This is a genomic window from Laribacter hongkongensis DSM 14985, from assembly GCF_000423285.1.
GTDB classification, from domain to species: Bacteria; Pseudomonadota; Gammaproteobacteria; order Burkholderiales; family Aquaspirillaceae; genus Laribacter; species Laribacter hongkongensis.
The window spans coordinates 39,151-63,351 of sequence record NZ_AUHR01000012.1 but is presented as its reverse complement, the minus strand read 5'-3'; the positions used below and the strand labels follow the sequence as shown (position 1 = coordinate 63,351).

The following is a 24,201-nucleotide window of genomic DNA, read 5'->3' as shown; positions in this document are numbered from 1 at the left end:
CGGATACAGGTCAAACCTGCGTATTCATGATGTCTTGGTAGGCACTGACCAGCTTGTTGCGGACCTGCACCATGGTCTGGAATGACAGGCTGGCTTTTTGCAGCGACAGCATGACATCGTGCAGGTTGACGTTTTCGTCACCCAGCTCCCAGCGCTGCTGCAGGTTCTGGCTACCGGCCTGCCGCTCGGCCACCTTGTCGAGCGAGGCCTGCAGCACGGCAGCAAAGTCGACTGGTTCGGCGGCATCCTTGGCGACCTGCTGCGGTGCCGGCTTGCCGGATGCCAGGGTCGCGACAGTACGCAGCTCGCCCAGCAATTGATCGATCCCTTCGGTTCTCATGCATCTTCTCCGTGCCGCTCACCCGCAAGGGTGGCCAAGTCGATTTCACCCGCTTCACGCCAGCGGGCCAGTTTGTAGCGCAGGGTACGCTCGCTGATGCCCAGACGCTCGGCAGCCAGCCTGCGCACACCACCCACGGTGCGCAATGTTTCGACGATGTGCTGCTTTTCCAGACTTTTCATGTCAACGGGTTGCTCAGGAACATGAACCGGCAGCACGTCTCCGGAATGCAGCACGCCCTGACACGACAAAGGTATCAAACTGCCTGACCAGTGCAGGCAATCCGCATCAACCACACCGGCTTCAGCGAGGATTTCCGCGCGTTGCAAGACATTTTCCAGCTCGCGGATGTTACCCGGCCAGTCATGGGCCGTCAATTTGGCAGCCGCAGCATCAGTGATGACAAAATCCGTAAAATTCAATGATTTATCATGGCGTTTCAGATAGTTGCAGGCCAGAGGCAGGATATCTTCGCGGCGCTGGCGCAGCGGCGGAATATTCATTTCAAACACATGGATCCGGTAGTACAGATCGGCACGGAAACGTCCGGCGGCCACTTCGGCAGCCAGATCGCGGTTGGTCGTGGCCAGAAAGCGCACATGCAGGCGTACCGGACGCTGCCCGCCCACCCGCTCTACCTCGCGCTCCTGGATCACCCGCAGTAGCTTGGCCTGCATGGCAGCCGACATTTCCGAAATTTCATCCAGCAGCAGCGTACCGCCCTGCGCCTGCTCGAACTTGCCGGCATGGCTGCTGAGCGCACCGGTAAACGCGCCTTTTTCATGCCCGAACAATACCGACTCGAACAGGCTCTCCGGAATGGCGGCGCAGTTGACGGCCACAAAAGGATGGTTCGCCCGGGGTGAATTGGCGTGCAAAAAGCGCGCCATCACTTCCTTGCCGACACCCGATTCACCGGTAATCAGCACCGTGGCCTCGCTGGCCGCCACCTTGCGCGCCATCTTCAGCAGTTCACGCATCACCGGAGAATGCGCCACCGGCTGCTGGCCATCGTCGGACTCAGGCACCTCCGGCAGCTTGAGCCGGTGTTTTTCCACCTCGACCAGCAAGGTCGAGGGCTCGAACGGTTTGGTCAGGTAATGACAGGCACCCGCCCGCAGCAGGTCCACTGCGCGGTCAATGGCCCCGTGAGCGGTCATCAGCATGAACGGGACTTGCAACCGGCGCTGGCGCATCTCGAAAAACAGCCTGTAGCCATCCATCGGCTGCATCTGCGCATCCGACAGCACCAGTCCGACCGGCTCGCGCCGGAGCACAGCCAGCGCCTCTTCTCCGTCACCGGCCACACGGACGGCAACTCCCGCCAGTTCCAGCGTATCGACCAGCGCCTCACGCAGCGCCAGATCGTCTTCCACCACCAGGATCGGCAGTTCTTTCATTCAGATTCTCCGACTGTCCGAAGCCGGCCCGCGACCGCGGCACCATTCCACCATGCGCAGCCCGATCCGCTCCAGCGGCAAGACTTCTTCAACTCCCCCTTGGGCAATCGCTTCCTTGGGCATGCCGAATACCACGCAAGTGCCCTCGTCCTGCGCCACGGTAAATGCGCCCGTATCTTTCAGTTCGCGCATGCCGCTGGCGCCGTCACGCCCCATGCCGGTCAGGATCACGCCCATCGCGGCTGCGCCGGCCTCATTGGCCACCGACCGGAACAGCACGTCCACCGAAGGCCGGTGCCGGTTGACTTCCACGCCCTGGCTCAAGCGGCAGCGATAACGTCCGCCCTGCCAGACCACCATCAGGTGTGCATCACCCGGCGCCACGTAAGCCATGCCGTTACCCAGCAGCTCACCGTCCTCGGCTTCCTTGACACCGATCTGGCACAAGGCGTCCAGCCGGGCCGCAAACGACCGGGTGAATACCGGCGGCATGTGCTGCGTGACCAGCACCGGCGGACAGTCACGCGGGAGTTGCCCCAGCACGACTTTCAATGCCTCGGTCCCGCCGGTCGAAGCGCCAATCGCCAGCAGGGGCGGGCGGCCGACGGTCCGGCTGCCGGAACGGGGCAGGATCACGTCCGCCGCATGACACGGAGCAATGACCAGCGGATCATCACGCCGGGCCGTCACAGGCGCTCCCTCCCGTGCTGCATGCCCCGTTCCAGCATCCATTGCCCCAGCGCCGCAGCTGGCTGTGGCCTGGAAACCAGGTAGCCCTGCACCTCGTCACACCCTTGCTGACGCAGGTAATCCCATTGCGCACGGGTTTCCACCCCTTCGGCCAGCACCTTGATGCGCAGGTTGTGCGCCATGCCGATGATGGCGTCGACAATCACCGGATTGTCCTCGTCCAGATCGATGTCCCGGATGAACGAGCGGTCGATCTTGAGCTTGTCGATCGGAAAACGCTTGAGATAGGCCAGGCTGGAGTAGCCAGTGCCAAAATCGTCCACCGCCACGGTCAGGCCGCGGGCCCGCAGGGCTTCCAGCACCGTATAGGCCTCCTGGGTATCTTCCATGATCACGCTTTCTGTCACTTCAACCTGCAACCAGCGCGGGTCCAGCCCGCTGTCGGCCAGCGCCTCGTCGATTGCTTCGATGACCGAACGGGAAAACTGGCGGCCGGACAGGTTGACCGCCATCGTCATGGGTCTCAGGCCGGCGCGCCGCCACAGCATAGCCTGTCGGCATGCCTCGCGTATCACCCACATGCCAATCGGAACAATCAATCCGGTTTCTTCGGCAATCGGAACGAAGCGCACTGGTGAAATCATGCCCTGCTCGGGATGCTTCCAGCGCAACAGCGCCTCGACACCGACCACCCGGCCAAAGGCCATGTCCACCTGAGGCTGGTAGTGCAGCTCGAATTCCCCGCGCTCCAGCGCGCTGCGCAGCCCGTGCTCGATATGCAGGTATTCGCTGACCCGGTCGTCGATTTCGCGGGTGAAAAAACGGTAGGTATTCCGGCCACGGCTCTTGGCGTGATAGAGCGCGGCATCTGCATGCCGCAGCAACGCATCGCAATCGTTGCCGTCACGCGGAAAAACGGCGACCCCCAGCGACGGCGTCACGCGCAGGTCCAGCCCGTCAAGCAAGATCGGCGACGACACATCGGCCAGCAGCTGCTCGGCCAGTTGCTCCAGCACGACACAGTCAGAGAGCCCCGGCAAGACCAGCACGAACTCGTCGCCGCCATAACGGCAGACCGTGTCGCCGGGCCGTACCCGCGCCACCAGCCGGCGGGCCACCTCTTTCAGCACCGCATCGCCCAGCGTATGCCCCAGTGAATCGTTGATGTTCTTGAAGCGGTCCAGATCGCAAAACAGCACGGCGCCGTTGTGCGGTTCGCGGTTGAGCACTTCCTGCAGGCGGTCGAACAACAGGCTGCGGTTGGGCAGACCCGTCAGCGGATCAAAACATGCCAGCCGCAGGGCGCGTGCCTCGGCGGCCTTGACCGCCGAAATGTCGCTGAACTGGCCGATGAAATAGAGCACCGAGCCGTTGGCATGGCGCACGACGCTCAGGGCGCTCCACTCGTAATAATGCTCGCCGGAGCGCCGGCGGCAGACAATCTCGCCCTGCCAGCGCCCGGTCTGTTCGGCCAGTTCCCAGCGCTGGCTGATACTGGTACCGCCAGGCGACGAGACACAGCGGAAATCCGGTGTCAGCCCCAGCACTTCACCCGCGGCGTAGCCGGTAATGGCTTCGAAAGCCGGATTGACGCGCAGGATGCGGTGACTGGCATCGGTAATGAACACCGCTTCGCTGCCGTGTTCGAATACCTGCGCCGACAGCATCAGCTCGCGCTCGGCCCGCCGCAGGCTGGTGACATCCTGCACCGATCCGGTTACGTAATGCCCCTGCCCGACAACCTGCAAGGTACGGGCCGAAAGCGCCAGCCGCCGCCGCACGCCGTGCGGCGTGACCAGTACGGCGTCAAAATGGATTTCATGCGTCGCCACGGAATGCGAGTGGCGGAAAGCCTCCAGAAGACGCCCGGCCTTTTTGAACGTCGCCTCGTCAAACTGTGCCATCACTTCGGCCAGCGGCACCTGCTGCCGGTCTGCGGCAATGTTCAGGAGTTCGCGCGCCTGCTGCGACAGGTCAAGCACATCGGCGTCGATGTCCAGCATCCAGCCACCGATCTGTGCGGCACGCTCGGCCTGCTCGAACAACAATGTCTTGCGGGCGTTGTCGGTCATGTCGCGCAGGACGCACACCGCGCCAACGACCTGACCTTCGGTATTGCGGTAAGGGTCAAAGGACGATTCCAGACAGCGCACACCGCCGCCGGGCAGCGTCAGCCAGGTCTGCATGCGCAGGTTCCGGCCCGCCAGCGCCCCCTCAATCCCCTGCATCAGTTCGCGCCGGTTGGCGTAGGCCGCCAGCAACTCCTCCAACTGCCGGCCGCGCACTTCCTGTGTCCCGATGGACAGCAGGTGGCACAAGGCCGGGCTGGCAAATCCGACCAGTCCTTCCGTATCAATGAACGCCATGGCGTCGGAACTGGCTGCCACGATGCCTTCAAGCCGGCGCTGCGCCTCTTCGGCATGCAACTGCCGTGACAGGTCGATGATGACTCCATGCATGCGCAACGGCTTTCCGTCGGCATCACGCTGGTAGACGCGGCCACGCTCGAATACGTGCAGCCAGTCACCCGATTCGTGCAGCAGCGGATATTCAACGCTGTAATCAGCGGTCTCGCCTTGCAAGTGGGCACACAGGGCAGCTTCCACGTCGTCACGCACTTGCGGATCAACGCGTTCCAGCCAGTCCTGGTAATGATCGTCCGGCATGCGGCCAAGCCCGAGCATCTGCATCCATGCCGGTGCCAGCTCAAGCCGGCGGGTCGCGACATCGAAGTCGTAAGCCACATCGCCCGACGTTTCAAACAATGCCTGCCAGCGGGCCTCCATGCGCTGCAAGGATTCCTGGCGCTGGCGCTCGCGGGTAATGTCGACAAACGTGACCACCGCACCAACCGGCTCCTGCTGCTCCGGCTGGTAAACCGGCGCGGCATTCATGCGCAGCCACTGCACCTCGGCAGCTCCGGGCCGGCGCATGCCGACCACCTGGCGCTCGACGGTTTCGCCGGCAAAGCAGGCCCGAGCCCCGGGCCGGTCCGCCATGGCCAGCGGCTCGCCGTTTTCCGTCAGGGTTTCCCACTCGCCCTCACGGGTCACATGGCTCAGCTCGGCCGACGGTACGGCGATGATCCGCACGGCCTCCGGGTTGCCCGGCACCATGCAGCCTGAAGGCGACACGAACAGCACCCCTTCGTTCAGGTGTGCCAGCGCTGTCCGGTAATACTCCCCGGGCCAGTGCGCCGGGGCCGTCAGCTCCGCATCCGGCGGAGCGAGGTCTGGCCCAGACATCACGATATCGTTGCCTGCGGTGTCGTTCATGTTGCCCCTTGCCGCAGTTCGCCGCGCCGCCATGCCGCCAGCAAGCCGGCAGCCATGTCTTCACAGTCATCCAGAACCGTCTCGAAACCGGCCTCACCCTGATAATACGGGTCAGGAACATCCTCTCCGGGACGCCCGGCCCAGTCCAGCATGCATCCCGGCCGGGCCTTGCTGCCGGCAACAGCATGGGCGGACAACATGGCAAGATTGTGACGGTCAGCCGCCAGAATCCAGTCAAAATCGGCAAAATCTGCCGGAACCACCTGGCGCGCCCGCAGACCGGACAGGTCGTAACCGCGTCGCAGGGCATGCTGCTGGCTGCGTGGATCGGGTGCTTCGCCAACATGGAAGGCATGCGTACCAGCCGAATCGAACCATACCTGTCCGCCAGCGCCCGCAGCGGCAAAAACCGCCCTGGCCACGCCTTCGGCAGTGGGAGAGCGGCAAATATTGCCCGTACAGACGAATAAAATGCGGACTGGAGTCATGCAGGACGATGCTGAGCAAAAGCTTATTGTGCCGCCAGTCCGGTCCGGGCTCCAAGCCTCAATCTCATATTTTCTTGATACGGAAAAAATTTCCGCATTACGCGGCAATTTACAAATCATTCACCCAAAAAAGAAAACCGGCAGATTGACTGCCGGCCGAGCCATGAAAGCGGCAAAATCATTCCACTTCAATCAGGCTGAAATCATGGGTAATCACGGCGGTTTTCCCCAGCATGATGGAAGCCGAACAGTATTTTTCGGCTGACAGGCTGATTGCCCGCTCCACCAGCTCCGGCTTGAGTTGCCGGCCGGTCACGATGAAACGGAAATGGATGCGGGTAAACACTTTCGGCTCGGTGTCAGCTCGGTCGGCATCCATTTCCACCGTCACGTCACGCACATCCTGCCGTCCTTTTTTCAGAATGCTGACGACGTCATAGCTGGAGCAGCCTGCCGCTCCCATCAGCACCAGTTCCATCGGGCTGGCACCAAACCGTTTTTCCGGATCAATCACCACGCCGTGGCCGGATTCCGACTCACCAAGAAAACGCGAACCTTCAATCTGCTTGAGCCTTGCCTTCATGGCGCCATTCACCTCGTGTCAGGATCTAAAGCACACAGAATACCCCAAGCCACCGCCCGTCACCCTGCCACCCGGCACTATGCTTATGCAGGTGCCGGCGACCGGCCCCGTCGTCCCGCAACGGCGAGGGGACGGGTAGAATGGCCGTTTTCCGAACGGTGCCCGGCTTGCGGGCTTTGTCATGCTTGTTCTTGGTTTTGAATCCTCCTGCGACGAAACCGGCGTCGCACTGTACGACACCGAACGCGGCCTGGTTGCACACGCCCTGCACACCCAGATGGCCATGCACGCCGAATACGGCGGTGTCGTGCCGGAACTGGCGAGCCGCGACCATATCCGCCGCATCATTCCGCTGACCCAGGCCTGTCTTGCCGAAGGCGGCAAAACCCTGGCCGACCTGGATGCCATCGCCTTTACCCAGGGCCCCGGACTGGGCGGCGCCCTGCTGGTCGGCGCCTCGGTCGCCAACGCCCTGGCGTTCGGACTGGACATTCCGGTCATCGACGTGCATCACCTTGAAGGCCATCTGCTGTCGCCCATGCTGGCCGATCCGGCTCCGGCCTTTCCGTTTGTCGCCCTGCTGGTCTCCGGCGGACACACGCAGCTGATGGCCGTGCATGGCGTGGGGCAGTACGAAACCCTGGGCGAAACGCTGGACGACGCTGCCGGCGAAGCCTTCGACAAGACTGCCAAACTGCTGGGCCTGCCCTACCCCGGTGGTCCGCTGCTGTCCCGGCTGGCCGAATCCGGTGATCCGGCCCGCTTCACCCTGCCGCGCCCCATGCTCAATTCCGCCGACCTCGACATGAGCTTTTCCGGGCTGAAAACCGCCGTGCTGACGCTCAAGACCCGCGTCGAAGCCGATCTTGGCCCCATCGACGAACAGACCCGCGCCGACATCTGCCGCGCCTTCCAGGAGTCGATCGTCGAAGTGCTGGTCAAAAAATCGCTGGGCGCGCTCAAGCGCACCGGCCTCAAGCGGCTGGTGGTCGCCGGTGGCGTGGGTGCCAACCGCCAGCTGCGCGCGGCACTGGATGCCGCCTGCGCCAGACGCCGGGTAGAGGTGTTCTATCCGCCACTGTCGCTCTGCACCGACAACGGCGCCATGATTGCGCTGGCCGGCGCCATGCGCCTGAAGCAGGCCCATGCAGCCGGCAGCTTTTCCATCAAGCCGCGCTGGGATCTTTCCAGCCTGCCGCCGGTCAACGGGGCCGCCTGAATGGCCGACCTGTTTGGCGATACGGGCAACCGGACGGTCCCGCTGGCAGAAACCCTGCGCCCCACCACGCTGGATGACGTGGTGGGCCAGCAGCACCTCATCGGCACCGGCAAGCCCCTGCGGCTGGCGATCGAATCGCGCACGCCGCACTCGATGATCCTCTGGGGGCCGCCCGGCGTGGGCAAGACCACGCTGGCGCGCATCCTGGCCCATGCCTTTGATGCCGAATTCACCCCGTTGTCGGCGGTGTTTTCCGGGGTCAAGGACATCCGCGAGGCAGTCGAGCGCGCCCAGATGGCGGCTGCCCGCGGCCGCCATACCATCCTGTTCGTTGACGAGGTGCATCGCTTCAACAAAAGCCAGCAGGACGCCTTCCTGCCTTTTGTCGAAGCTGGCCTGTTCACCTTCATCGGCGCCACGACCGAAAACCCGTCTTTCGAGGTCAATGCCGCCCTGCTGTCGCGCGCTCAGGTGTACGTGCTCAAGCCACTGACAGATGCAGACCTGGAAGCCCTGTTTGTCCGGGCCCACGCAGCCGGCGTACTGGAAGGGCTGGAACTGGATGCCGCTGCCCGCGCCGTACTGGCCGGCTACGCCGACGGCGACGCCCGGCGTTTCCTCAACCTGCTGGAGCAGACCCGCACCGCCGCCCGCGCCCAGCAGGTACAGCGTGTCGACACCGCCTTCCTCGAAAACGTGCTGACGCTCAACGCCCGCCGCTTCGACAAAGGGGGCGATGCCTTCTATGACCAGATTTCCGCCCTGCACAAATCGGTGCGGGGTTCGCACCCGGACGCCGCGCTGTACTGGCTGACCCGCATGCTGGACGGTGGCGCCGACCCGCATTACCTCGCCCGCCGCCTCGTGCGCATGGCGTGGGAAGACATCGGTCTGGCCGACCCGCGTGCAGCCGAGGTGGCACTGAATGCCGCCCGGACCTATGACATGCTCGGCAGTCCCGAGGGCGAACTGGCGCTGGCGCAGGCGGTCATCTATCTGGCAGTCGCCGCCAAAAGCAATGCCGGTTACAACGCCTACAACCAGGCCCGTGCCTTCGTCAAGCAGGGCAAAAGCCGCGAAGTGCCGGTACACCTGCGCAATGCCCCGACCAGGCTGATGAAAGAACTGGGCTACGGTCACGCCTACCGCTACGCCCACGACGAGCCGCATGCCTACGCCGCCGGGGAAACCTACCTGCCCGAAGGCATGGATGAACCCGGCTGGTACCAGCCGGTGCCGCGCGGTCTGGAGCAGAAAATCAGAGACAAGCTGGCATTCCTGCGCCAGCTGGACGCCGGTGCACGCCCGGTCGGGCAGAAAAAGCCCTAGCAACGGCATTGCCGGAGCTGCGTACCTGCCGCGGACCAGGTTTCTGGCAGCCATGCGTCATGCAGCCCATCCTGCGCCAGCGGAAAACCCTTGTGCCGGCCCATACCCGACACTGCATCTGGTCACACGTCCCCGCAATCCGGATGCAGAGGTATCAATCGCTTCGGCGCCAGACCGGCCGGACAATCCGTTGCCGGCAGGCCCAACGGAGACCCGGACAGCAAACCGGCCGGGCCCGGCTTGTTGAAGGGCCGTCGCCGGCTATCCGCCACCAACCGGACATGACGGCAGCAACACCAGCCGCGGCGCCATCCGGCAAATTTCCCCCGCACACCGCATCAGCGCTGGCTGCCGGCAGCCACTCCCGCCAGGCGATCCCGGAACCGGCCGGCAGAAGCGGCCAGCCAGACATCCGTCTCGATCGGCCGTCTTCCGGGACAACACCCCGGATTCCTCCCGCCATGCCAGCCGGTGACAAGTCCCCGTACCCGGATCATGCAGCCCCGGCCGGCATCTGTTCCAGGACCGCCAGACGGGTAATATCCCCCCCTTTTGTCCGTGCTACATGACCATGACTGCATTCGGGCCGCGTCCCCCGTACCGGTGACGACCCTGCCGCCGTCACAATTCGTAAAGTACCGACGATTGACCTGTTTCCAATTTGGTCATAAACATTGCCCTGTTTTGTGTTCTGCGTTCCGAGGCGCGTCCGCGCATGGCTACCTCGCCCTCATCCCCGCACTGGCCGGCCGTTGACCTGCTCAAGGCTGCGGCCTGCCAGCTTATCGTGCTGCATCACCTGTGCTTTTACGGGCCGATGGCCGACCACGCCCGCCCGCTGGCACCGGCGCTGATCGACTGGCTGGCAGACCCGGCCCGCATGGCAGTCCAGGTCTTCCTTGTCGTGGCAGGCTTTCTGGCGGCGCAAAGCCTCAGCCGCCCGCAGGCACTGGCGCACCCGGTAGAGCGGCTGTTCAACCGTTACCTGCGTCTGGTGGTGCCATATGCGGCTGCCCTGCTGTTTGCCGTACTGGCCAATGCACTGGCCGGCCAATGGATGACGCATGATTCGCTGTCGGCCCCTCCCACGCTCGGACAAGGACTGGCGCACCTGCTGCTGGTGCAGGACGTGCTGGGTGTGGATGCCTTGTCCGCCGGTGTCTGGTACGTCGCCATCGACCTCCAGCTGTACGCCCTGGTGATGCTGTGCCTGTGGCTGCCGCATACGCCTGATCCGCAACGACGGCAGCAGCTGGGCATCATCCTGTTGGTTGCCGTGGGTCTGGCATCGCTGCTGGTATTCAACCGCATGCCGCAGTGGGACAGCTGGGCGGTCTATTTTGCCGGCAGCTACGTCACGGGCATGGCGGTATGGTGGCTGGTACAGCCGGGGCAGCCGCGCTGGGGCATCGCCGTGCTGGCAGCCATCGTGGCGCTGGCCCTGTGGATGGAATTCCGCCACCGCATTGCGCTGGCCGGCGGCGTGGCCCTGCTGCTGTGGATTGCGGCCCGCCATCCGTCACCGTGGCGCTGGCTGGATCGTGCGCCGGTCCGCTGGCTGGCGGAGATTTCCTACAGCGTGTTCCTGATCCATTTCCCGGTCACGCTGCTGGTCAATGCCGGTTTTGAACGCTGGTTTGCCAGAGAAGCCCTGCCCAGTCTCGCAGGCATGCTGCTGGCGTGGGGGCTCAGCCTGCTGGCAGGCTGGGCACTGCACTGCATTCTGGAAGTACGGGTACGCCCGGTTCATCTGCCGCAATGGCAGCATGCGCTGCCGGCCATCCGTCAGACCTGGCTGAAATCCCGCCGGCAGCCGGCTTCGCCCGCCGTCAGGCCGGCCGGCGCAGGTCAAGCCCCAGTGCGCGGCTGATGGCCGGCATGAGTGCGGGTGCCGTACCGGCCGGATTGATGCTGATCTGCAACTGCAAGGCATTCTGGGCGGTATAGCCGTTGCCGTTGATCTGCGTCTGTTGCAGCAGTTGTCCGCCGCCGATCTGCTGGGTCAGCCTGGCGGCATTGCCAAGACTCAGGTTCAGGCTCAGGGCACCGTTGCTGACGGCCGAACCTCCGGTCGTGGCGACACTCCAGCCACTGCCGGGCGTCGTGCCTGCCGTACTGCCGTCGACACTGATCTGCACGCTGGCCTGGTTACCGACCGCATTCGCCTGTCCGGCCACCTGGTTGACCTGTGCCACGCCCTGGATGCTGCTGATGCCTCCGGTGGTACTGGCTCCGGTCGTGCCGGCATTGCCGCTGCTGTTGTCGAGCGTATAGCGCGTCACCGTGGGCAGATTGCCCGGTACGCCTTGCAGGACCACGGCCGAACCGACCGAATTGCCGGTGCTGTCACGCAGGATCGACACCAGCTGCACGCCAAAATGGGTGATCTGCCCGGCATCGATATAGCGGCCACGCAGTGAATCCAGTGCCTGGTCAGACACCAGCATCAGCGGATCAGCCGCTGCCAGAGGTCCGCCCAGTGCGGCAGTCAGGCCAAGGACGGCAAAGAACGGTTTCATGGCCGTACTCCTTCCTGCAGAATCAGAAAAAGTCGCTGTGCTGGAACCCGAACTCTAGGAGTTCGGCGATCGGCACAGGCTGGCTGTTGTTGATTGATGTGCGGGCCGAAAACACCCGTCGCGGTTGCAGCAAGGGGGTATCGCGCAGGTAGCCGGGACCGGCCACGGCCAGCAGGACACCGTTCCACTGGCGGGCAAAATCCTCCAGCGGCATCGAACGGTTGCCCATGGCCGGATCAGCCAGATGCACCTCGTCATTCTGTACCCGCCGGATCACCACGAAATGCTTGTAACCACCCGAATCGATCAGGGTGATCACCGGAATCCGCAACTGTGCCAGCCGGGTCTTGTCGGCCAGGAAACCACTGGCCCGCAGTCCCTGGTTTTGCACGAAGCGCTTCATGTCGAGCATGGAAAAGCCGTATTGCTGCACGGTTGCCGGATCGGCTCCCACCAGCATGCCTTTCATCACGTCCAGCTCGCCTAGCGGCCGGCCAAAGGCATAGCGCAGGACGGTTGCCAGCGCCGCAGCGCCGCAGCTGTAGTCGGTTTTCTGCTCGATGACCGAGTCGAACCGGGCCTCGCGCAGGCTGGTGACATGCTTGGTCAGCCCTTCGTTGAGACCGGTATAGGCCGGCACCGGCAGCGAGTTTTCGGCCAGTGCCGAAAACGACACCACCAGCGACAGGCCCAGCGGCAGAAGACGTGACAGGATCGGCATGATGGTTACCCGGCACCTTGCGATGCCGGGCCTTGTTCCGTTTCAGGCCAGCCGCGGATCAGCGGACTGCCAGCGACACGTTGTTGACTTGCTGGTTGCCGATACCGGCGCTCAGGTTGACGCCCACGTTGCCGACGTTGCCCTTCACCGAATCGGTCAGAGTGGAGCTGTTGACCAGCGGCAGGAAGGTGCTGACGGTTTCGTTGCTGTGGACCTGCATGCCGCCGGCCGAAGCCACCACCAGCGTGGCGTTGTCAGCCTTGGCGATCGCCAGACCGTTGGCCTGCTGGTTGCCGATGCCGGCCGACACGTTGAGCGCGGTGTTGCCGACGTTGTCCTTCACCGAGTCATTGATGCTGGCGGTGTTGCTCAGGGGCACGTTGCCGGCGCTGACGTTGTAGGTGTTGAACTGTCCCACCTGTGCGCCGCCTGCATCGGCATAAGCCAGCCGGGCGTTGCTGTCGATGGCCATCGCCAGGTCGTTCTTCTGCTGGTTGCCGATACCGGAAGTGGCGTTCACACCCACGTTGCCGACGTTGTTCTTGACCGAATCATTCACGCTGACGGTGGTGGCACTGGTATCGGACGGATACGGCGTACCCAGGTTGACGCTCAGGTGATCAACCAGCTGTTCGTAACCGGTGACCGCAGCGGCAGCGGTATCGCCGCGATGATCGTCGCCTCCCGATTCTCGCTTGTCGGAGGAATGTCCGCTCTGGTTGACAGCCATCGCCACATCGTTGGCCTGCTGGTTGAAGATGCCGGTAGCGGCGTTCACGCCGACGTTGCCGACGTTGCCTTTGACGCTGTTGCCGAGGGTGGTGGTGGACGGATCCGGCACGTTCACGTTCAGGTTCAGCAGTTTTTGCGTGTCATGGGCCGAAGCCAGCGTGCCCTTGCTGACATTCGGATCGAACACGAAGTTGACGTCAATGTCCTGCTTGATGTTGTCGTCGTTGGTGTAGCTGCTGGTATCGGTATTGTTGTACTGGGTGGTGTTGCTGATCGACAGCTTGTTCTGGCCGGTCAGGGTGGTGGTCAGCGAGGTGGGGGACGGCGGCGGGTTGTTCGGCCCGTCGGCCAGGGCAACGCCGGCAGCGGCAAAGAGAGCGGTAAAGACCAGGGTGTGCTTGATGGCTTTCATGATGAATCTCCTGTGTGTCATGTGCTGAAACATCCGGTTCAGTTCCGGTATGGGATTTGCCGGCCTTGTATGTTCCGCGCCGAAGTGCCGGTTATCTGCGCGGTTTCTGCTGGTCCAGACCCCGTTGCTTCTAGGCTGGAAATCGCGTTTCTGCCAGCGATGCCCTGTTATTGCACCGACCGTGCCACACTCATAACAACATGATTTTTATCGTTATTTTTTCAGCCATCGAAGATTGGCCGGCGGTTTGTTTCAGCCACGAGACAAGAGCACCGCCCTGCCTGCCCGGGTTACCGGCAAAACAGCTCCTTGTCCGGCCTTTGTCGGACACAGCGCCACGGCAAATTCCGTCCGGGTTTAACCGTTTTTGCGACAGGGGTTAGCTTGCCGCTCAGGCAGGACTCCAAATCTGAGACACCACCGTTCAGGGAACCGTCCGTACCGGAGAATCCCTGGTAACGAGTCAATTTTTCTGTCTTTTCAAACCGCTATACTGGGGCGTTTATCAAGACAAGGAGTGGGCACCATGACGATCAAATCACGCGCAGCCGTCGCCTTTGCTGCCGGCCAGCCGCTGGAAATTGTCGAAGTTGACGTCGCACCGCCGCAAAAAGGCGAAGTGCTGGTACGCATTGTGGCGACCGGCGTCTGTCACACCGATGCCTTCACCCTGTCCGGCGACGACCCGGAAGGCGTGTTCCCGGCGATTCTCGGCCATGAAGGCGGCGGCATCGTCGAAGCTGTCGGCGAAGGCGTGACGTCGCTGGCTGTGGGCGACCACGTGATCCCGCTCTACACCGCCGAATGCCGCGAGTGCAAATTCTGCAAGTCCGGCAAGACCAACCTGTGCCAGGCGGTACGCGCCACCCAGGGCAAGGGCCTGATGCCGGACGGCACCACCCGCTTTTCTTACAAAGGGCAGCCGATCTACCACTACATGGGCACCTCAACCTTCTCCGAGTACACCGTGGTGCCGGAGATCTCGCTGGCCAAGATTCCCAAGGACGCGCCGCTGGAGAAGGTGTGCCTGCTCGGCTGCGGCGTCACCACCGGCATCGGCGCGGTGCTCAACACCGCCAAAGTGACGGCCGGTTCGACCGTGGCCGTGTTCGGTCTGGGCGGCATTGGCCTCGCGGCCATCATCGGCGCCAGCATGGCCAAGGCCGGGCGCATCATCGCGATCGACATCAACCCGGACAAGTTCGCCAAGGCGCGCGAGCTGGGCGCTACCGACTGCATCAACCCGAACGACTACGACAAGCCGATCCAGGACGTGATCGTCGAACTGACCGATGGCGGGGTGGACTACTCGTTCGAGTGCGTCGGCAACGTCAAGCTGATGCGCGCAGCGCTTGAGTGCTGCCACAAGGGCTGGGGCGAATCCACCATCATCGGCGTGGCCGGTGCCGGGCAGGAAATCAGCACCCGCCCGTTCCAGCTGGTGACCGGCCGTGTCTGGCGCGGCAGCGCCTTTGGCGGCGTACGCGGGCGCACCGAACTGCCGGCTTACGTGGAAAAGGCGCAAAAGGGCGAGATCCCGCTCGACACCTTCATCACCCACACGCTGCCGCTGGAAGAGATCAACCAGGCGTTCGAGCTGATGCACGAAGGCAAGAGCATCCGCACCGTCATCCACTTCTAACGCACGCAAGCCGGGCCGCCCATCGCGCGGCCCGCGCAAGGGGGCTTCATGAATCCGGAAAAACTGGCCGACAGCCTGTGTTTTGGCGGGCGGCAGCAGCGCTGGCGTCATCGCTCGGCCACGCTCGGCTGCGAGATGACCTTCAGCGTCTACCTGCCGCCGCAGGCCGCAACCGGCACGCCGCTGCCAGTGCTGTACTGGCTGTCGGGGCTGACCTGCACCGACGAGAACTTCGTGCAGAAAGCCGGCGCCCAGCGCACGGCAGCAGAACTCGGGCTGATCCTCGTCTGCCCGGACACCAGCCCGCGCGGAGCGGAGGTCGCCTGCGCACCGGACGGCGCGTGGGACCTTGGGCTGGGCGCCGGGTTTTACCTGAACGCCAGCGAAGCGCCGTGGGCGGCGCACTACCGCATGCACGACTACGTCGCCGACGAATTGCCAGCACTGGTCGAAGCGCATTTTCCGGCCAGCGACCGGCGCGCGATCAGCGGCCACTCGATGGGCGGCCACGGCGCACTCACTCTCGCCTTTCGCCACCCCGGACGCTACCGATCGGTGTCGGCATTTGCGCCGATCTGCCATCCCTGCGATTGCCCCTGGGGACAAAAGGCGTTCCGCCACTACCTGGGTGACGACGAAAGCCGCTGGCAGGAATGGGACGCCAGCGTGCTGATCGGTCAGGCGCAGGAGCGGCTGCCGCTGCTGATCGACCAGGGCGAGGCCGACACCTTCCTCGCCACCCAGTTGCGTCCGGAAGCACTGGAAGCCGCGGCCAGCGCGGCCGGCTACCCGCTGACGCTGCGCCGGCATGCCGGTTACGACCATAGCTACTTCTTCATCGCCAGCCTGATCGACGAGCACCTGCATCATCATGCGCAGGCGCTGTACCCAGGCGCCTGAACCAGGTCAGCCCCCGGCTGGTAACCGGAGGGCCAGGCTGCGTCTGCCACCGGCGACGCAGCCTCCTCACGGGCCGGAAACAGCCGGGACGGCATCAAGGGAAAATGGCCGCCACCGTCACAACCGGCCGGCGCCGGGGCTCCGGCCCAAAAAGCGCCCGGCTGGCGAGGCCGGGCCGGATGCCATTCCAGCGGCCGGCACACACATCCGTACGCACAGCGGGGTTACACCAGCCAACCTGGCCCCACCCCGCAAAATGCCGCCGTTACAGGTCAGACACCGGCGCGACAGGCGACCGGCCGGCATCCGGGATGCTGCGGTGCCTCATGCCGGCGAGCCCCGCCAGCCTGGCAACAGGTGGCTGAAACCGCGCAACCGCCAGGCCGGGCACCGCCCCGTGTGACAGGGCAAAGCCACCGGCCGGGCGATCCGCCGCAGCCCGCCCCATATGCCATCGTGCCCTTCAGCTGGCCGGCGGGTAGTCCAGCAAGCACTGGACAGCCACCTGCTGCCCCTTGTCGAGACAGTCGACGACCGATACCCCGCCATGCCAGTTGGCACACACGCGGATACCGTGTTCATGCAGGTCACTGACCGCGCTGGCCAGCGGCAGGGCATGGCTGTCGTACTGCGGAATGGCCTGCTCCTGACGGGTCAGCCGGCAAAGGGTCGGCTCGCCCTGGATGCGGTAGAGCCGCCGCAGTTCTTCCAGCGCCAGCGCCACCAGCGTGGCGTCATCGTGCCGGTAACGGTCAAGGAACTGCATGCCGCCGACAAAGGTGGTCAGCAGGGTTTCGCCTGCCGGCGTGCGGTCGGGAAACAGCGAGCCGGACCAGATGGAGCCGGCAGCAAACGGTTTTTCGACTTTGGGGTTCAGCCCGCCAAAACCGTCGAGGTCATGCCCGACCGTGCTGCGTGGCCAGGCCGTATGCAGGACGGCCACCGGGGCGTAGGTTACGTTGGCAAGGTTCGCTGCAATGGCCGGAAAATGGCTGGCCAGCAGTTGCCCGGCCACGTCGGCCGGCACGGCCAGCACCACTTCGTCGGCGTCCAGTTCACCTGCCGGGGTGCTGACCCGCCAGCCGGTTTCCAGCCGCTCCAGTGCCTGCACCGGCGTATCCAGCCGTACGTCCAGCCCCTGCGCCAGTGCTTCGGGCAGCTGCTGCAAACCCTCGTTCAGGGTGAAGGTGGCCTTGCGCCGGAAGGTTTTGCGGCGGGCAAACATGCCGCGCACGATGGAGCCTGACTGGCGCTCGGCTTCGTGGATGACCGGCAGCGTCAGTCCGGCCACCAGCTCTTCGGGATCACCGGCAAAAATGCCGCCGACAAACGGCGAAATGGCCCGCTCGACAAATTCGTCGCCCAGACGACGCCGGAAAAAGGCAGCCACGGTTTCCGGCTCACGCACCGGCCGGTTGCGCCGGAAAGGCTCGGTCAGCGCCAGCCATTTGCTCCGGGCACCGAACTGCGATCCGGTCAGGAACGACAGCGGTCCGGACGGCAGGGCCTCGTAGCGATCGCCGCGCAGCACGAAACGGTGCCGGACCACGGCCGCCGCCGGCCGGATGGCTGCCGTGAGGCCCAGCCGTTCCAGAAGGTCCAGATGCCCGGCATGGCCGTAAAGGGTATTGGGGCCGAGTTCCAGCCGGTAACCGTCGGCCGCTACCGTCCCGATCTTGCCGCCGACCCGGCTGCCGGCCTCCAGCACCACGACGGGGATGCCCCGCTGTTGCAGGTGCCAGGCACACGACAGGCCGGAAATGCCGGCACCGATCACCACCACCATGACATCAATCCATTAATTATAAGTAATTGATTATACGTGCAGATTAACCATCACACGCTTGATGGCGATCAATACCGCTCCGGTACTTCACCTGATTGCAGGCAAGAAAAAAGGACAGCCTGTGCACAGGCTGTCCGGTCAGGTACGGCGGCAGGGATCAGCCGGCGCGCAGGCGCTCCACCAGATCAATGTAGGCCTGCTGGGCCGCTTCCTGCTGCGTGCCGCGCAGCTTGTCCCAGGCATCGAACTTCATGCGGTTGACGAAATCCATCATGCCGGGGCGCTCGCCGGTGGCATCACCTTCGGCACCCTGCTTGTAGAGCGCATACAGCTCCAGCAACGTTGCGTTGTCCGGGCGTTCTGCCAGCGCCTGGACATCCTGGCGGGCAGCGGCAAAACGGGTGGCAATGTCGGACATGGCGGTTTCTCCTGATCATTCATTGTGCGGGTGGCATTTGCACGCCACTTTACCATGCCGGCACCACAAATAAAACGATCGTTTGAACCATGCTGCCGGGTGGCGGTTGCAGGCAAACCGCCCCGGTCGTCACCCCCGTCAGGATTGCCTGCAGGCCCGGCTTGACCCGGCTTTCGGGCATCTGCGGCCAGCCTGTCAGGATGAACCGGCCAACCAGGAAACCAGGCAGCGCTCCGCCCGTTCGCCGGTCGAATCCGTCAGGCATCATCCCTGCGCGGCCATGCTTCGAGGCCCGGCCGGTCTCGCCGGCAAAGCCGGTTGCCAGCCGTCAGTCCGCCAGGGTCAGCACCCCGAGCCAGGCAAAAAACCAGAGTCCGACAATGGCAAAGCCGGCCGCCCACAGATCGTCCAGCATCACGCCCAGCCCGCCTTCCACGCGCCGGTCGAACCAGCGGATCGGCCACGGCTTGAGGATGTCGAAAAACCGGAACAGCACAAAGCCCATCACCCAACCCGCCAGCGTCATCGGCGCCACGGCCAGCACCAGCAGCATGGCCACGATTTCGTCCCAGACCACCCCGCCAAAATCCGGCACTCCCAGATCACGGCAGGTCAGTCCGCAGGCATGGCAGCCATAGAGGAACAACGGCACGCACAGCAGCGCCACCATCAGGGGCGACAGGCCCAGCCAGTACAGCAGGCCGTACAGCGGCAACGCCACCAGCGATCCCCAGGTACCGGGTGCCGGGCGGATCAGTCCGCTGCCAAAACCAAAAGCCACCACGCGATAGACGCGGGCGAACACAAACCGGGCATTCGCCTCAGGCAAAGTGGTCAAAACCGTTCCTTTCCAGCACAACCGGCTCTCCGTTCTCTCCCAGCACCGACAGGCCGTGCCCTGAGCGGATCATGCCGATCCGGGTCACGTCCACACCGGCGGCTGCGGCCCGGCCGGCCACTTCGGCCCGTACGGCCTGCGGGGCCGTAAAGCACAGTTCATAATCGTCACCACCGGCCAGCAGGCAGTCACGCATTTCGTTCCGTCGCCCGGCCAGCCAGGCATCCGTGGGGATCGCCGCCAGCCAGAGTTCGGCCGCCACGCCGGAGCGCTCCAGAATGTGCCCCAGATCGCCCGCCAGTCCGTCCGACACATCCAGCATGGCCGAGGCCAACCCGCGCAGGGCCTGTCCCAGTCCGGTGCGCGGCTCCGGCCACTCCAGCCGGAGCAGACAGGCATCCGCCACGTCTGCCGGTAGCACCAGCCTGCCCAGCCGGGCCTGCAAGGCCGCAGCAGCCAGTCCCAGCTGGCCGCTCACCCAGATGTCGTCGCCCGGACGGGCGCCGTCCCGACGGATGGCAGTGCCGGCCGGCACTTCCCCCATGACGGTCACCGACAGGGTCAGCGGGCCGCGGGTGGTATCCCCGCCCAGCAACTCCACCCCCGTCCGCTCCGCCAGTGCGTAAAAACCTTCGGCAAATCCCGCCACCCATGCCGGATCAATCTGCGGCAGGGCCGCGCCCAGCCATGTCCAGCGCGGCACGCCCCCCATGGCCGCGATGTCGGACAGGTTGACCGCCAGCGTCTTGTGCCCCAGCGCCACCGGATCGACATCGGCAAAGAAATGGCGGTGCTCGACCAGGAGGTCCTTGCTGACCAGCAATTCGCAGCCGGGTGTCGGCGCCAGGATGGCACAATCGTCACCGACGCCCAGCGGGGCCGTACGCACCGGACGGCTGAAGTAACGGGCAATCAGGTCAAATTCGTTCATGCGGCAACGGTTCCCGGAAACAAAAAGCGGCACAGGTGGCGGCCAGGCCAGCTGATGACACGACGGCAGACACCCTCCGCCACGGCGATGCTGACACGGAACCCGGCACCAGGCCAGCCGGTGCTGCCTGGCCGGCAGCCAGTCCCGCGCGGCCGGGTGTGACGCAACACGCAGGCACACCTGACTGCCTTCATCACCTCGCCAGCCGGCCATTCCCGGCCATCCCCTGTGACCTGCGGGGCGAGGGGCGCCGTGTTTTTCCTGACCATGCGGCAACGGCTGCCGGGCCAGCACCGGCCTCCGGCACTAGACAGAGGCACTTGCGGATACGCCGGTACCGCAGCCGGACAAACAAAAACACCCGCGCCGGGCGGGTGTCGGATCTGACCGCAGGCGCTTATTCGGCAGCAGCCGGCTTGTCGGTAGCAACCGGCTTGTCGGCAGCCGGACGCTTGTTGCGGCGGTGTGAACGCACGGCTTCGAATTCTTCCGGGCGCACTTCGGCGGCGTACTTGTCGAGCACGCCGTTGACGAAGCGGTGCCCTTCGGCGCCGCCGAAGGTCTTGGCGATCTCAATGGCTTCGTTGATGATCACGGCCAGCGGAGTTTCCGCCTGCTGGGTCAGCTCGAAAGCCGCCATCAGCAGCACGGCACGTTCGACCGGGCTGACATCTTCCGGAGCACGCTCGAAGTGGCTGGCAATCGCGGACTCGATCCGGACCGGGTCGTTGAGCACGCCGTACAGCAGCGTGCGGAACAGGGCTTCGTCAGCCTTGGCGAACTGCTCGTTGTCGCGCAGGTTCTTTTCGATGGTAGCGGGCGTCAGGGCATTGAGCTGCCACTGGTAGATGCCCTGCACCGCGAATTCGCGGGCGCGTCGTCTCGGGGTCTTCATCAGTCGTAAAACGCTTTCTGCAGATTGGCCATCTCGACCGCGCAACGGGCGCAGTCGCGGCCCTTTTCGGCCATGCGGGCTTCGGCCTGCTCGTCGGTATCGCACGTCAGCACGCCGTTGGCCACGGGAATGTCAAAGTCCAGCCCGACCCGGGTCAGCGCTGCGCCGGCTTCGTTGGAAACCAGTTCGAAATGGTAGGTTTCCCCGCGGATCACGGCTCCCAGCGCCACCAGCGCGTCGTAGCTGTCGTCCTCGTTCTGGGCCATGGCCTGCAAGGCCAGCGGGATCTCCAGCGCGCCGGGCACGGTCACGAAGGTGATGTCGGTCGGCTCGACGCCCAGCGCCAGGAGTTCGTCAAGGCAGGCGTCGCGCAGCCCTTCGCAAACAGGCAGGTTGAAGCGGGCCATCACCACGCCAATGCGCAGTCCTTCACCGTTGAGGTTGGATTCGAGATTGACGATGTCAGGGTTCATGGCGGCTCCTGGAGCGAAGGGAATGGGTCGGAGATGTCCTGAAAAAGGGCGGCATTTTAGAGCGTGTTGGCCCGGCTTGGCGAGAACAAATCTCTGATCGGCCAGACAAAGACGGATTCCCGCCGCCAGGCATGCGGCTCAGGACTGGCGCGAGGCTGCCTCGAGGTAACCGCAGACCTCCAGCGAAAAACCGGTCATGCTGGGAATCTTCAGCGGCTTGGACATCAGCCGCATGCGGCCCACGCCAAGGCGCTTGAGGATCTGTGCCCCGATGCCGTAGATCTTCGGGTCCCATTTGCGTGCCGGTTCGCTGACCACACCGGGGAAGGCCCGCGCCAGCAGGGCATCGGCGGTTTCATCGCGGTGCAGCAGGATCAGCACGCCGCTGCCGGCGCGCTCGAATTCGGCCATCACTTTCGGCACCGACCAGCTGTGGCCGGTGTCGCGGGTATCCAGCCAGTCCATCACCGACAGCGGCTCGTGCACGCGCACCAGCGTTTCGGCGGCCGCATCGATGCGGCCCTTGACCAGCGCCAGGTGGGCGGCTCCGGTAGTGGTGTCGCGGAAGGCATGCAGGCGCAGCAGGCCGTACGGCGTATCGACGTCACGCTCGGCGACATGCTCGATCAGGCTTTCGGTCTGGCTGCGGTAGGCGATCAGGTCGGCAATGGTGCCGACCTTGAGGCCGTGCTGCTCGGCAAACACCAGAAGCTCCGGCAGGCGGGCCATGGTGCCGTCGTCATTCATGATTTCGCAGATCACGGCCGACGGGGTCAGGCCGGCAAGGCCGGTGAGGTCGCAGCCGGCTTCGGTATGGCCGGCACGCACCAGCACGCCGCCAGGCTGGGCCATCAGCGGAAAAATGTGTCCCGGCTGCACGATGTCTTCAGGCCGGGCATGCCGGGACACGGCGGCCTGCACCGTGCGGGCACGGTCGGCAGCGGAAATGCCGGTCGACACGCCTTCGGCGGCTTCGATCGACAGGGTGAAATTGGTGCCGTGCGACGAGCCGTTGTGCTGCACCATCAAGGGCAGGTTGAGCTGGCGGCAGCGGTCTTCGGTCAGCGTCAGGCAGATCAGGCCACGGCCGTGCTTGGCCATGAAGTTGATGTGCTCGGGAGAAACGAAATCGGCGGCCAGGATCAGGTCGCCTTCGTTTTCGCGGTCTTCGTCATCGATCAGGATGACCTGCTTGCCGGCGCGGATGTCGGCCAGAATGTCTTGGATCGGGGAAATGCTCATGATGCTCAGGCCAGTGAAAAATCGATAAAAGTACAGCCGCCGTGTGAATGGGTATGACCAGTGCGTAATTCAAGCGGCGCGGCAAATCCGGGACCGTCCACCACCAGCGTGTGGAATTCTCCGGCCTCGCCGCAGGGATCAACCCCCAGTGCCTCCAGCTCGCGCACGCAACCGTCGTCCAGCACCCGCCCGAGGAATGCGGCCGGCAGCACGCCGTCGCGCACGGTGCAGATGCGCGCGACGAAACCGGCGGCAATCATCTCGTCCACCAGCGCCCGGCGCGGCTGCTGCCACAGCGGCAGCACGGCTTCCAGACCAGCGGCATGACAGACCTTTTCCTCCCACTCCCGGTGCGCGTCAAGGTCAATGTCGCCAAACACCACCGCTTCTGCCCGGCGGGATTCGTCACGCAGGGTGGCGATGAACACGGCTTCGTAGTCGGACCAGTCGGCCCGGGCCGTCACCAGCGGCAGCCCCAGTGCCTGCGCCTGCGCGGCCAGCACGGCCGGCGCCAGCCCGTGCGAGCGGCTGCGCTCTTCCCGGGCCGCCAGCATGTTGAACAGCGCCACCGGCTCCCAGCCCTGCCGGCGCGCGCGCCACATGGCCAGAGCCGAATCCTTGCCGCCACTCCATGAAACCAGTGCCGGACGGGCACTCACCGGCCGTCACCCCGGCCGGCCAGCACCCGTTCGACCGTCTCGACGATCACCTGCGTCTGCGGATCGATTTCGATGTTGACGCGCTCGCCGGCCTGCCGCCAGCCGAGGTTGGTACGGGCCAGCGTTTCCGGAATCAGGTGCACGCAGAATCCGGCATGCTCGACCGCACCGATGGTCAGGCTGCAACCATCGATGCCGATGTAGCCCTTGGTGAACACGAACTTCGCCAGTTCGTCGGGCAGGCGGAACCATACGGTCCGGTTGTCCGGCGTATCGATGACGCGGGTGATGACGGCAGTGGCCATCACGTGGCCGCTCATGGCATGGCCGCCGATATCGTCGCCGAAGCGGGCGGCCCGCTCCACGTTCACCCGGTCACCCACCTGCAACTCGCCCAGGTTGGTCACGCGCAGGGTTTCCTGCATCAGGTCAAAGCTGACGAGATCGCCATCAACGGACGTCACCGTCAGGCACACGCCGTTGTGCGCCACCGACGCCCCGGTGGCCAGTCCGGGCAGCAGGCCGGCCGGCAAGCGGACGACATGGGTGCGGAAAGCAGTCTTCTCAGTCAGGGCAACCACCTCGGCCGTGCCCGCAACGATGCCGGTAAACATGACGCCTATCCTCTGGATTCTTTAACGCGCAAGGCGGCCATTCTACGCTGAACGCATGGCGGTGCGAGACCACAGCTGACCGGGCGCTTCGCCCG

Annotated in this window: 23 protein-coding genes; 5 read left to right on the top strand and 18 right to left on the bottom strand. The window is 64.5% G+C overall.

Annotation, left to right across the window (positions count from 1 at the left end; all coding sequences use genetic code 11):
• Nucleotides 1-10 precede the first annotated feature (10 nt).
• The 6 genes from fliE to G542_RS0111075 all read right to left on the bottom strand — a co-directional run bounded on the left by fliE (nucleotide 11) and on the right by G542_RS0111075 (nucleotide 6,776).
• Nucleotides 11-340 (bottom strand): flagellar hook-basal body complex protein FliE, encoded by a 330-nt coding sequence (fliE, locus tag G542_RS0111100; RefSeq protein WP_012697830.1) that lies wholly within the window; start codon nucleotides 338-340, stop codon nucleotides 11-13.
• Nucleotides 337-1,740, bottom strand: coding sequence for a sigma-54-dependent transcriptional regulator (locus G542_RS0111095; protein WP_012697831.1), 1,404 nt, complete (start codon nucleotides 1,738-1,740; stop codon nucleotides 337-339). Before G542_RS0111095 ends, fliE begins: the two co-directional genes overlap by 4 nt.
• Entirely contained in the window at nucleotides 1,741-2,430 is a 690-nt protein-coding gene (locus G542_RS0111090; RefSeq protein ID WP_012697832.1) for a chemotaxis protein CheB, read from the bottom strand.
• Nucleotides 2,427-5,705, bottom strand: a complete 3,279-nt coding sequence (locus G542_RS17570) for a sensor domain-containing protein (protein WP_012697833.1) — start codon at nucleotides 5,703-5,705, stop codon at nucleotides 2,427-2,429. Before G542_RS17570 ends, G542_RS0111090 begins: the two co-directional genes overlap by 4 nt.
• Entirely contained in the window at nucleotides 5,702-6,193 is a 492-nt protein-coding gene (locus G542_RS0111080; RefSeq protein WP_027824141.1) for a low molecular weight protein-tyrosine-phosphatase, read from the bottom strand. The genes G542_RS17570 and G542_RS0111080 overlap by 4 nt, the downstream gene beginning before the upstream one ends.
• 178 nt (nucleotides 6,194-6,371) lie before the next feature.
• Complete coding sequence (locus G542_RS0111075; protein ID WP_012697836.1) at nucleotides 6,372-6,776, bottom strand: OsmC family protein; 405 nt, start codon at nucleotides 6,774-6,776, stop codon at nucleotides 6,372-6,374.
• Between the two features lie 181 nt (nucleotides 6,777-6,957).
• Here G542_RS0111075 and tsaD point away from each other — a divergent pair, with 181 nt between their 5' ends.
• The 3 genes from tsaD (at nucleotide 6,958) to G542_RS16690 (ending at nucleotide 11,194) form a co-directional block, all read left to right on the top strand.
• Nucleotides 6,958-7,995 (top strand): tRNA (adenosine(37)-N6)-threonylcarbamoyltransferase complex transferase subunit TsaD, encoded by a 1,038-nt coding sequence (tsaD, locus tag G542_RS0111070; RefSeq protein ID WP_012697837.1) that lies wholly within the window; start codon nucleotides 6,958-6,960, stop codon nucleotides 7,993-7,995.
• Nucleotides 7,996-9,324: a replication-associated recombination protein A gene (locus G542_RS0111065; RefSeq protein ID WP_027824140.1), complete on the top strand. Its 1,329-nt coding sequence runs from the start codon at nucleotides 7,996-7,998 to the stop codon at nucleotides 9,322-9,324.
• Nucleotides 9,325-10,039: 715 nt separating this feature from the next.
• Nucleotides 10,040-11,194 carry an acyltransferase family protein gene (locus G542_RS16690; protein WP_051190028.1) on the top strand — a complete coding sequence of 385 codons (1,155 nt, stop codon included), beginning with the start codon at nucleotides 10,040-10,042 and terminating at the stop codon, nucleotides 11,192-11,194.
• Here the strand turns inward: G542_RS16690 and G542_RS0111050 are convergent.
• From G542_RS0111050 to G542_RS0111040, 3 genes are read right to left on the bottom strand one after another with little or no spacing between them, the layout of a single operon-like run.
• Nucleotides 11,154-11,843, bottom strand: a complete 690-nt coding sequence (locus G542_RS0111050; RefSeq protein ID WP_027824139.1) for a hypothetical protein — start codon at nucleotides 11,841-11,843, stop codon at nucleotides 11,154-11,156. The genes G542_RS16690 and G542_RS0111050 overlap by 41 nt on opposite strands.
• Before the next feature lie 22 nt (nucleotides 11,844-11,865).
• Nucleotides 11,866-12,564, bottom strand: coding sequence for a C39 family peptidase (locus tag G542_RS0111045; RefSeq protein ID WP_012697843.1), 699 nt, complete (start codon nucleotides 12,562-12,564; stop codon nucleotides 11,866-11,868).
• Nucleotides 12,565-12,622: 58 nt separating this feature from the next.
• Nucleotides 12,623-13,708 carry a FapB/FapC family functional amyloid domain-containing protein gene (locus tag G542_RS0111040; protein WP_027824138.1) on the bottom strand — a complete coding sequence of 362 codons (1,086 nt, stop codon included), beginning with the start codon at nucleotides 13,706-13,708 and terminating at the stop codon, nucleotides 12,623-12,625.
• 526 nt (nucleotides 13,709-14,234) lie between these two features.
• Here G542_RS0111040 and G542_RS0111035 point away from each other — a divergent pair.
• Entirely contained in the window at nucleotides 14,235-15,350 is a 1,116-nt protein-coding gene (locus G542_RS0111035; protein WP_027824137.1) for an S-(hydroxymethyl)glutathione dehydrogenase/class III alcohol dehydrogenase, read from the top strand.
• A gap of 48 nt (nucleotides 15,351-15,398) precedes the next feature.
• A complete protein-coding gene (fghA, locus tag G542_RS0111030; RefSeq protein ID WP_012697848.1) occupies nucleotides 15,399-16,250 on the top strand; it encodes an S-formylglutathione hydrolase in 852 nt (283 codons plus the stop codon).
• Nucleotides 16,251-16,713: 463 nt separating this feature from the next.
• Here fghA and hemG read toward each other — a convergent pair whose 3' ends face one another.
• From hemG to G542_RS0110975, 9 genes are all read right to left on the bottom strand, one after another.
• On the bottom strand, nucleotides 16,714-18,036 hold the full coding sequence (gene hemG / locus G542_RS0111020; protein ID WP_034985665.1) for a protoporphyrinogen oxidase: 1,323 nt from the start codon (nucleotides 18,034-18,036) through the stop codon (nucleotides 16,714-16,716).
• 157 nt (nucleotides 18,037-18,193) lie between these two features.
• Entirely contained in the window at nucleotides 18,194-18,454 is a 261-nt protein-coding gene (locus tag G542_RS0111015) for an acyl-CoA-binding protein (protein WP_012697852.1), read from the bottom strand.
• 328 nt (nucleotides 18,455-18,782) lie between these two features.
• A complete protein-coding gene (locus G542_RS0111005; RefSeq protein ID WP_027824134.1) occupies nucleotides 18,783-19,292 on the bottom strand; it encodes a phosphatidylglycerophosphatase A family protein in 510 nt (169 codons plus the stop codon).
• Nucleotides 19,276-20,223: a thiamine-phosphate kinase gene (thiL, locus tag G542_RS0111000; protein WP_027824133.1), complete on the bottom strand. Its 948-nt coding sequence runs from the start codon at nucleotides 20,221-20,223 to the stop codon at nucleotides 19,276-19,278. The genes G542_RS0111005 and thiL overlap by 17 nt, the downstream gene beginning before the upstream one ends.
• A gap of 397 nt (nucleotides 20,224-20,620) precedes the next feature.
• On the bottom strand, nucleotides 20,621-21,118 hold the full coding sequence (nusB, locus tag G542_RS0110995) for a transcription antitermination factor NusB (protein ID WP_012697856.1): 498 nt from the start codon (nucleotides 21,116-21,118) through the stop codon (nucleotides 20,621-20,623).
• The gene (gene ribH / locus G542_RS0110990; protein WP_012697857.1) at nucleotides 21,118-21,591 is read right to left on the bottom strand and encodes a 6,7-dimethyl-8-ribityllumazine synthase; all 474 of its coding nucleotides are present in this window, start codon (nucleotides 21,589-21,591) and stop codon (nucleotides 21,118-21,120) included. Before ribH ends, nusB begins: the two co-directional genes overlap by 1 nt.
• Before the next feature lie 138 nt (nucleotides 21,592-21,729).
• Entirely contained in the window at nucleotides 21,730-22,833 is a 1,104-nt protein-coding gene (ribBA, locus tag G542_RS0110985) for a bifunctional 3,4-dihydroxy-2-butanone-4-phosphate synthase/GTP cyclohydrolase II (protein WP_027824132.1), read from the bottom strand.
• Nucleotides 22,834-22,838: 5 nt separating this feature from the next.
• Nucleotides 22,839-23,492, bottom strand: coding sequence for a Dph6-related ATP pyrophosphatase (locus G542_RS0110980; RefSeq protein ID WP_012697859.1), 654 nt, complete (start codon nucleotides 23,490-23,492; stop codon nucleotides 22,839-22,841).
• A complete protein-coding gene (locus G542_RS0110975; RefSeq protein WP_012697860.1) occupies nucleotides 23,489-24,106 on the bottom strand; it encodes a riboflavin synthase in 618 nt (205 codons plus the stop codon). Before G542_RS0110975 ends, G542_RS0110980 begins: the two co-directional genes overlap by 4 nt.
• Nucleotides 24,107-24,201: the final 95 nt, after the last annotated feature.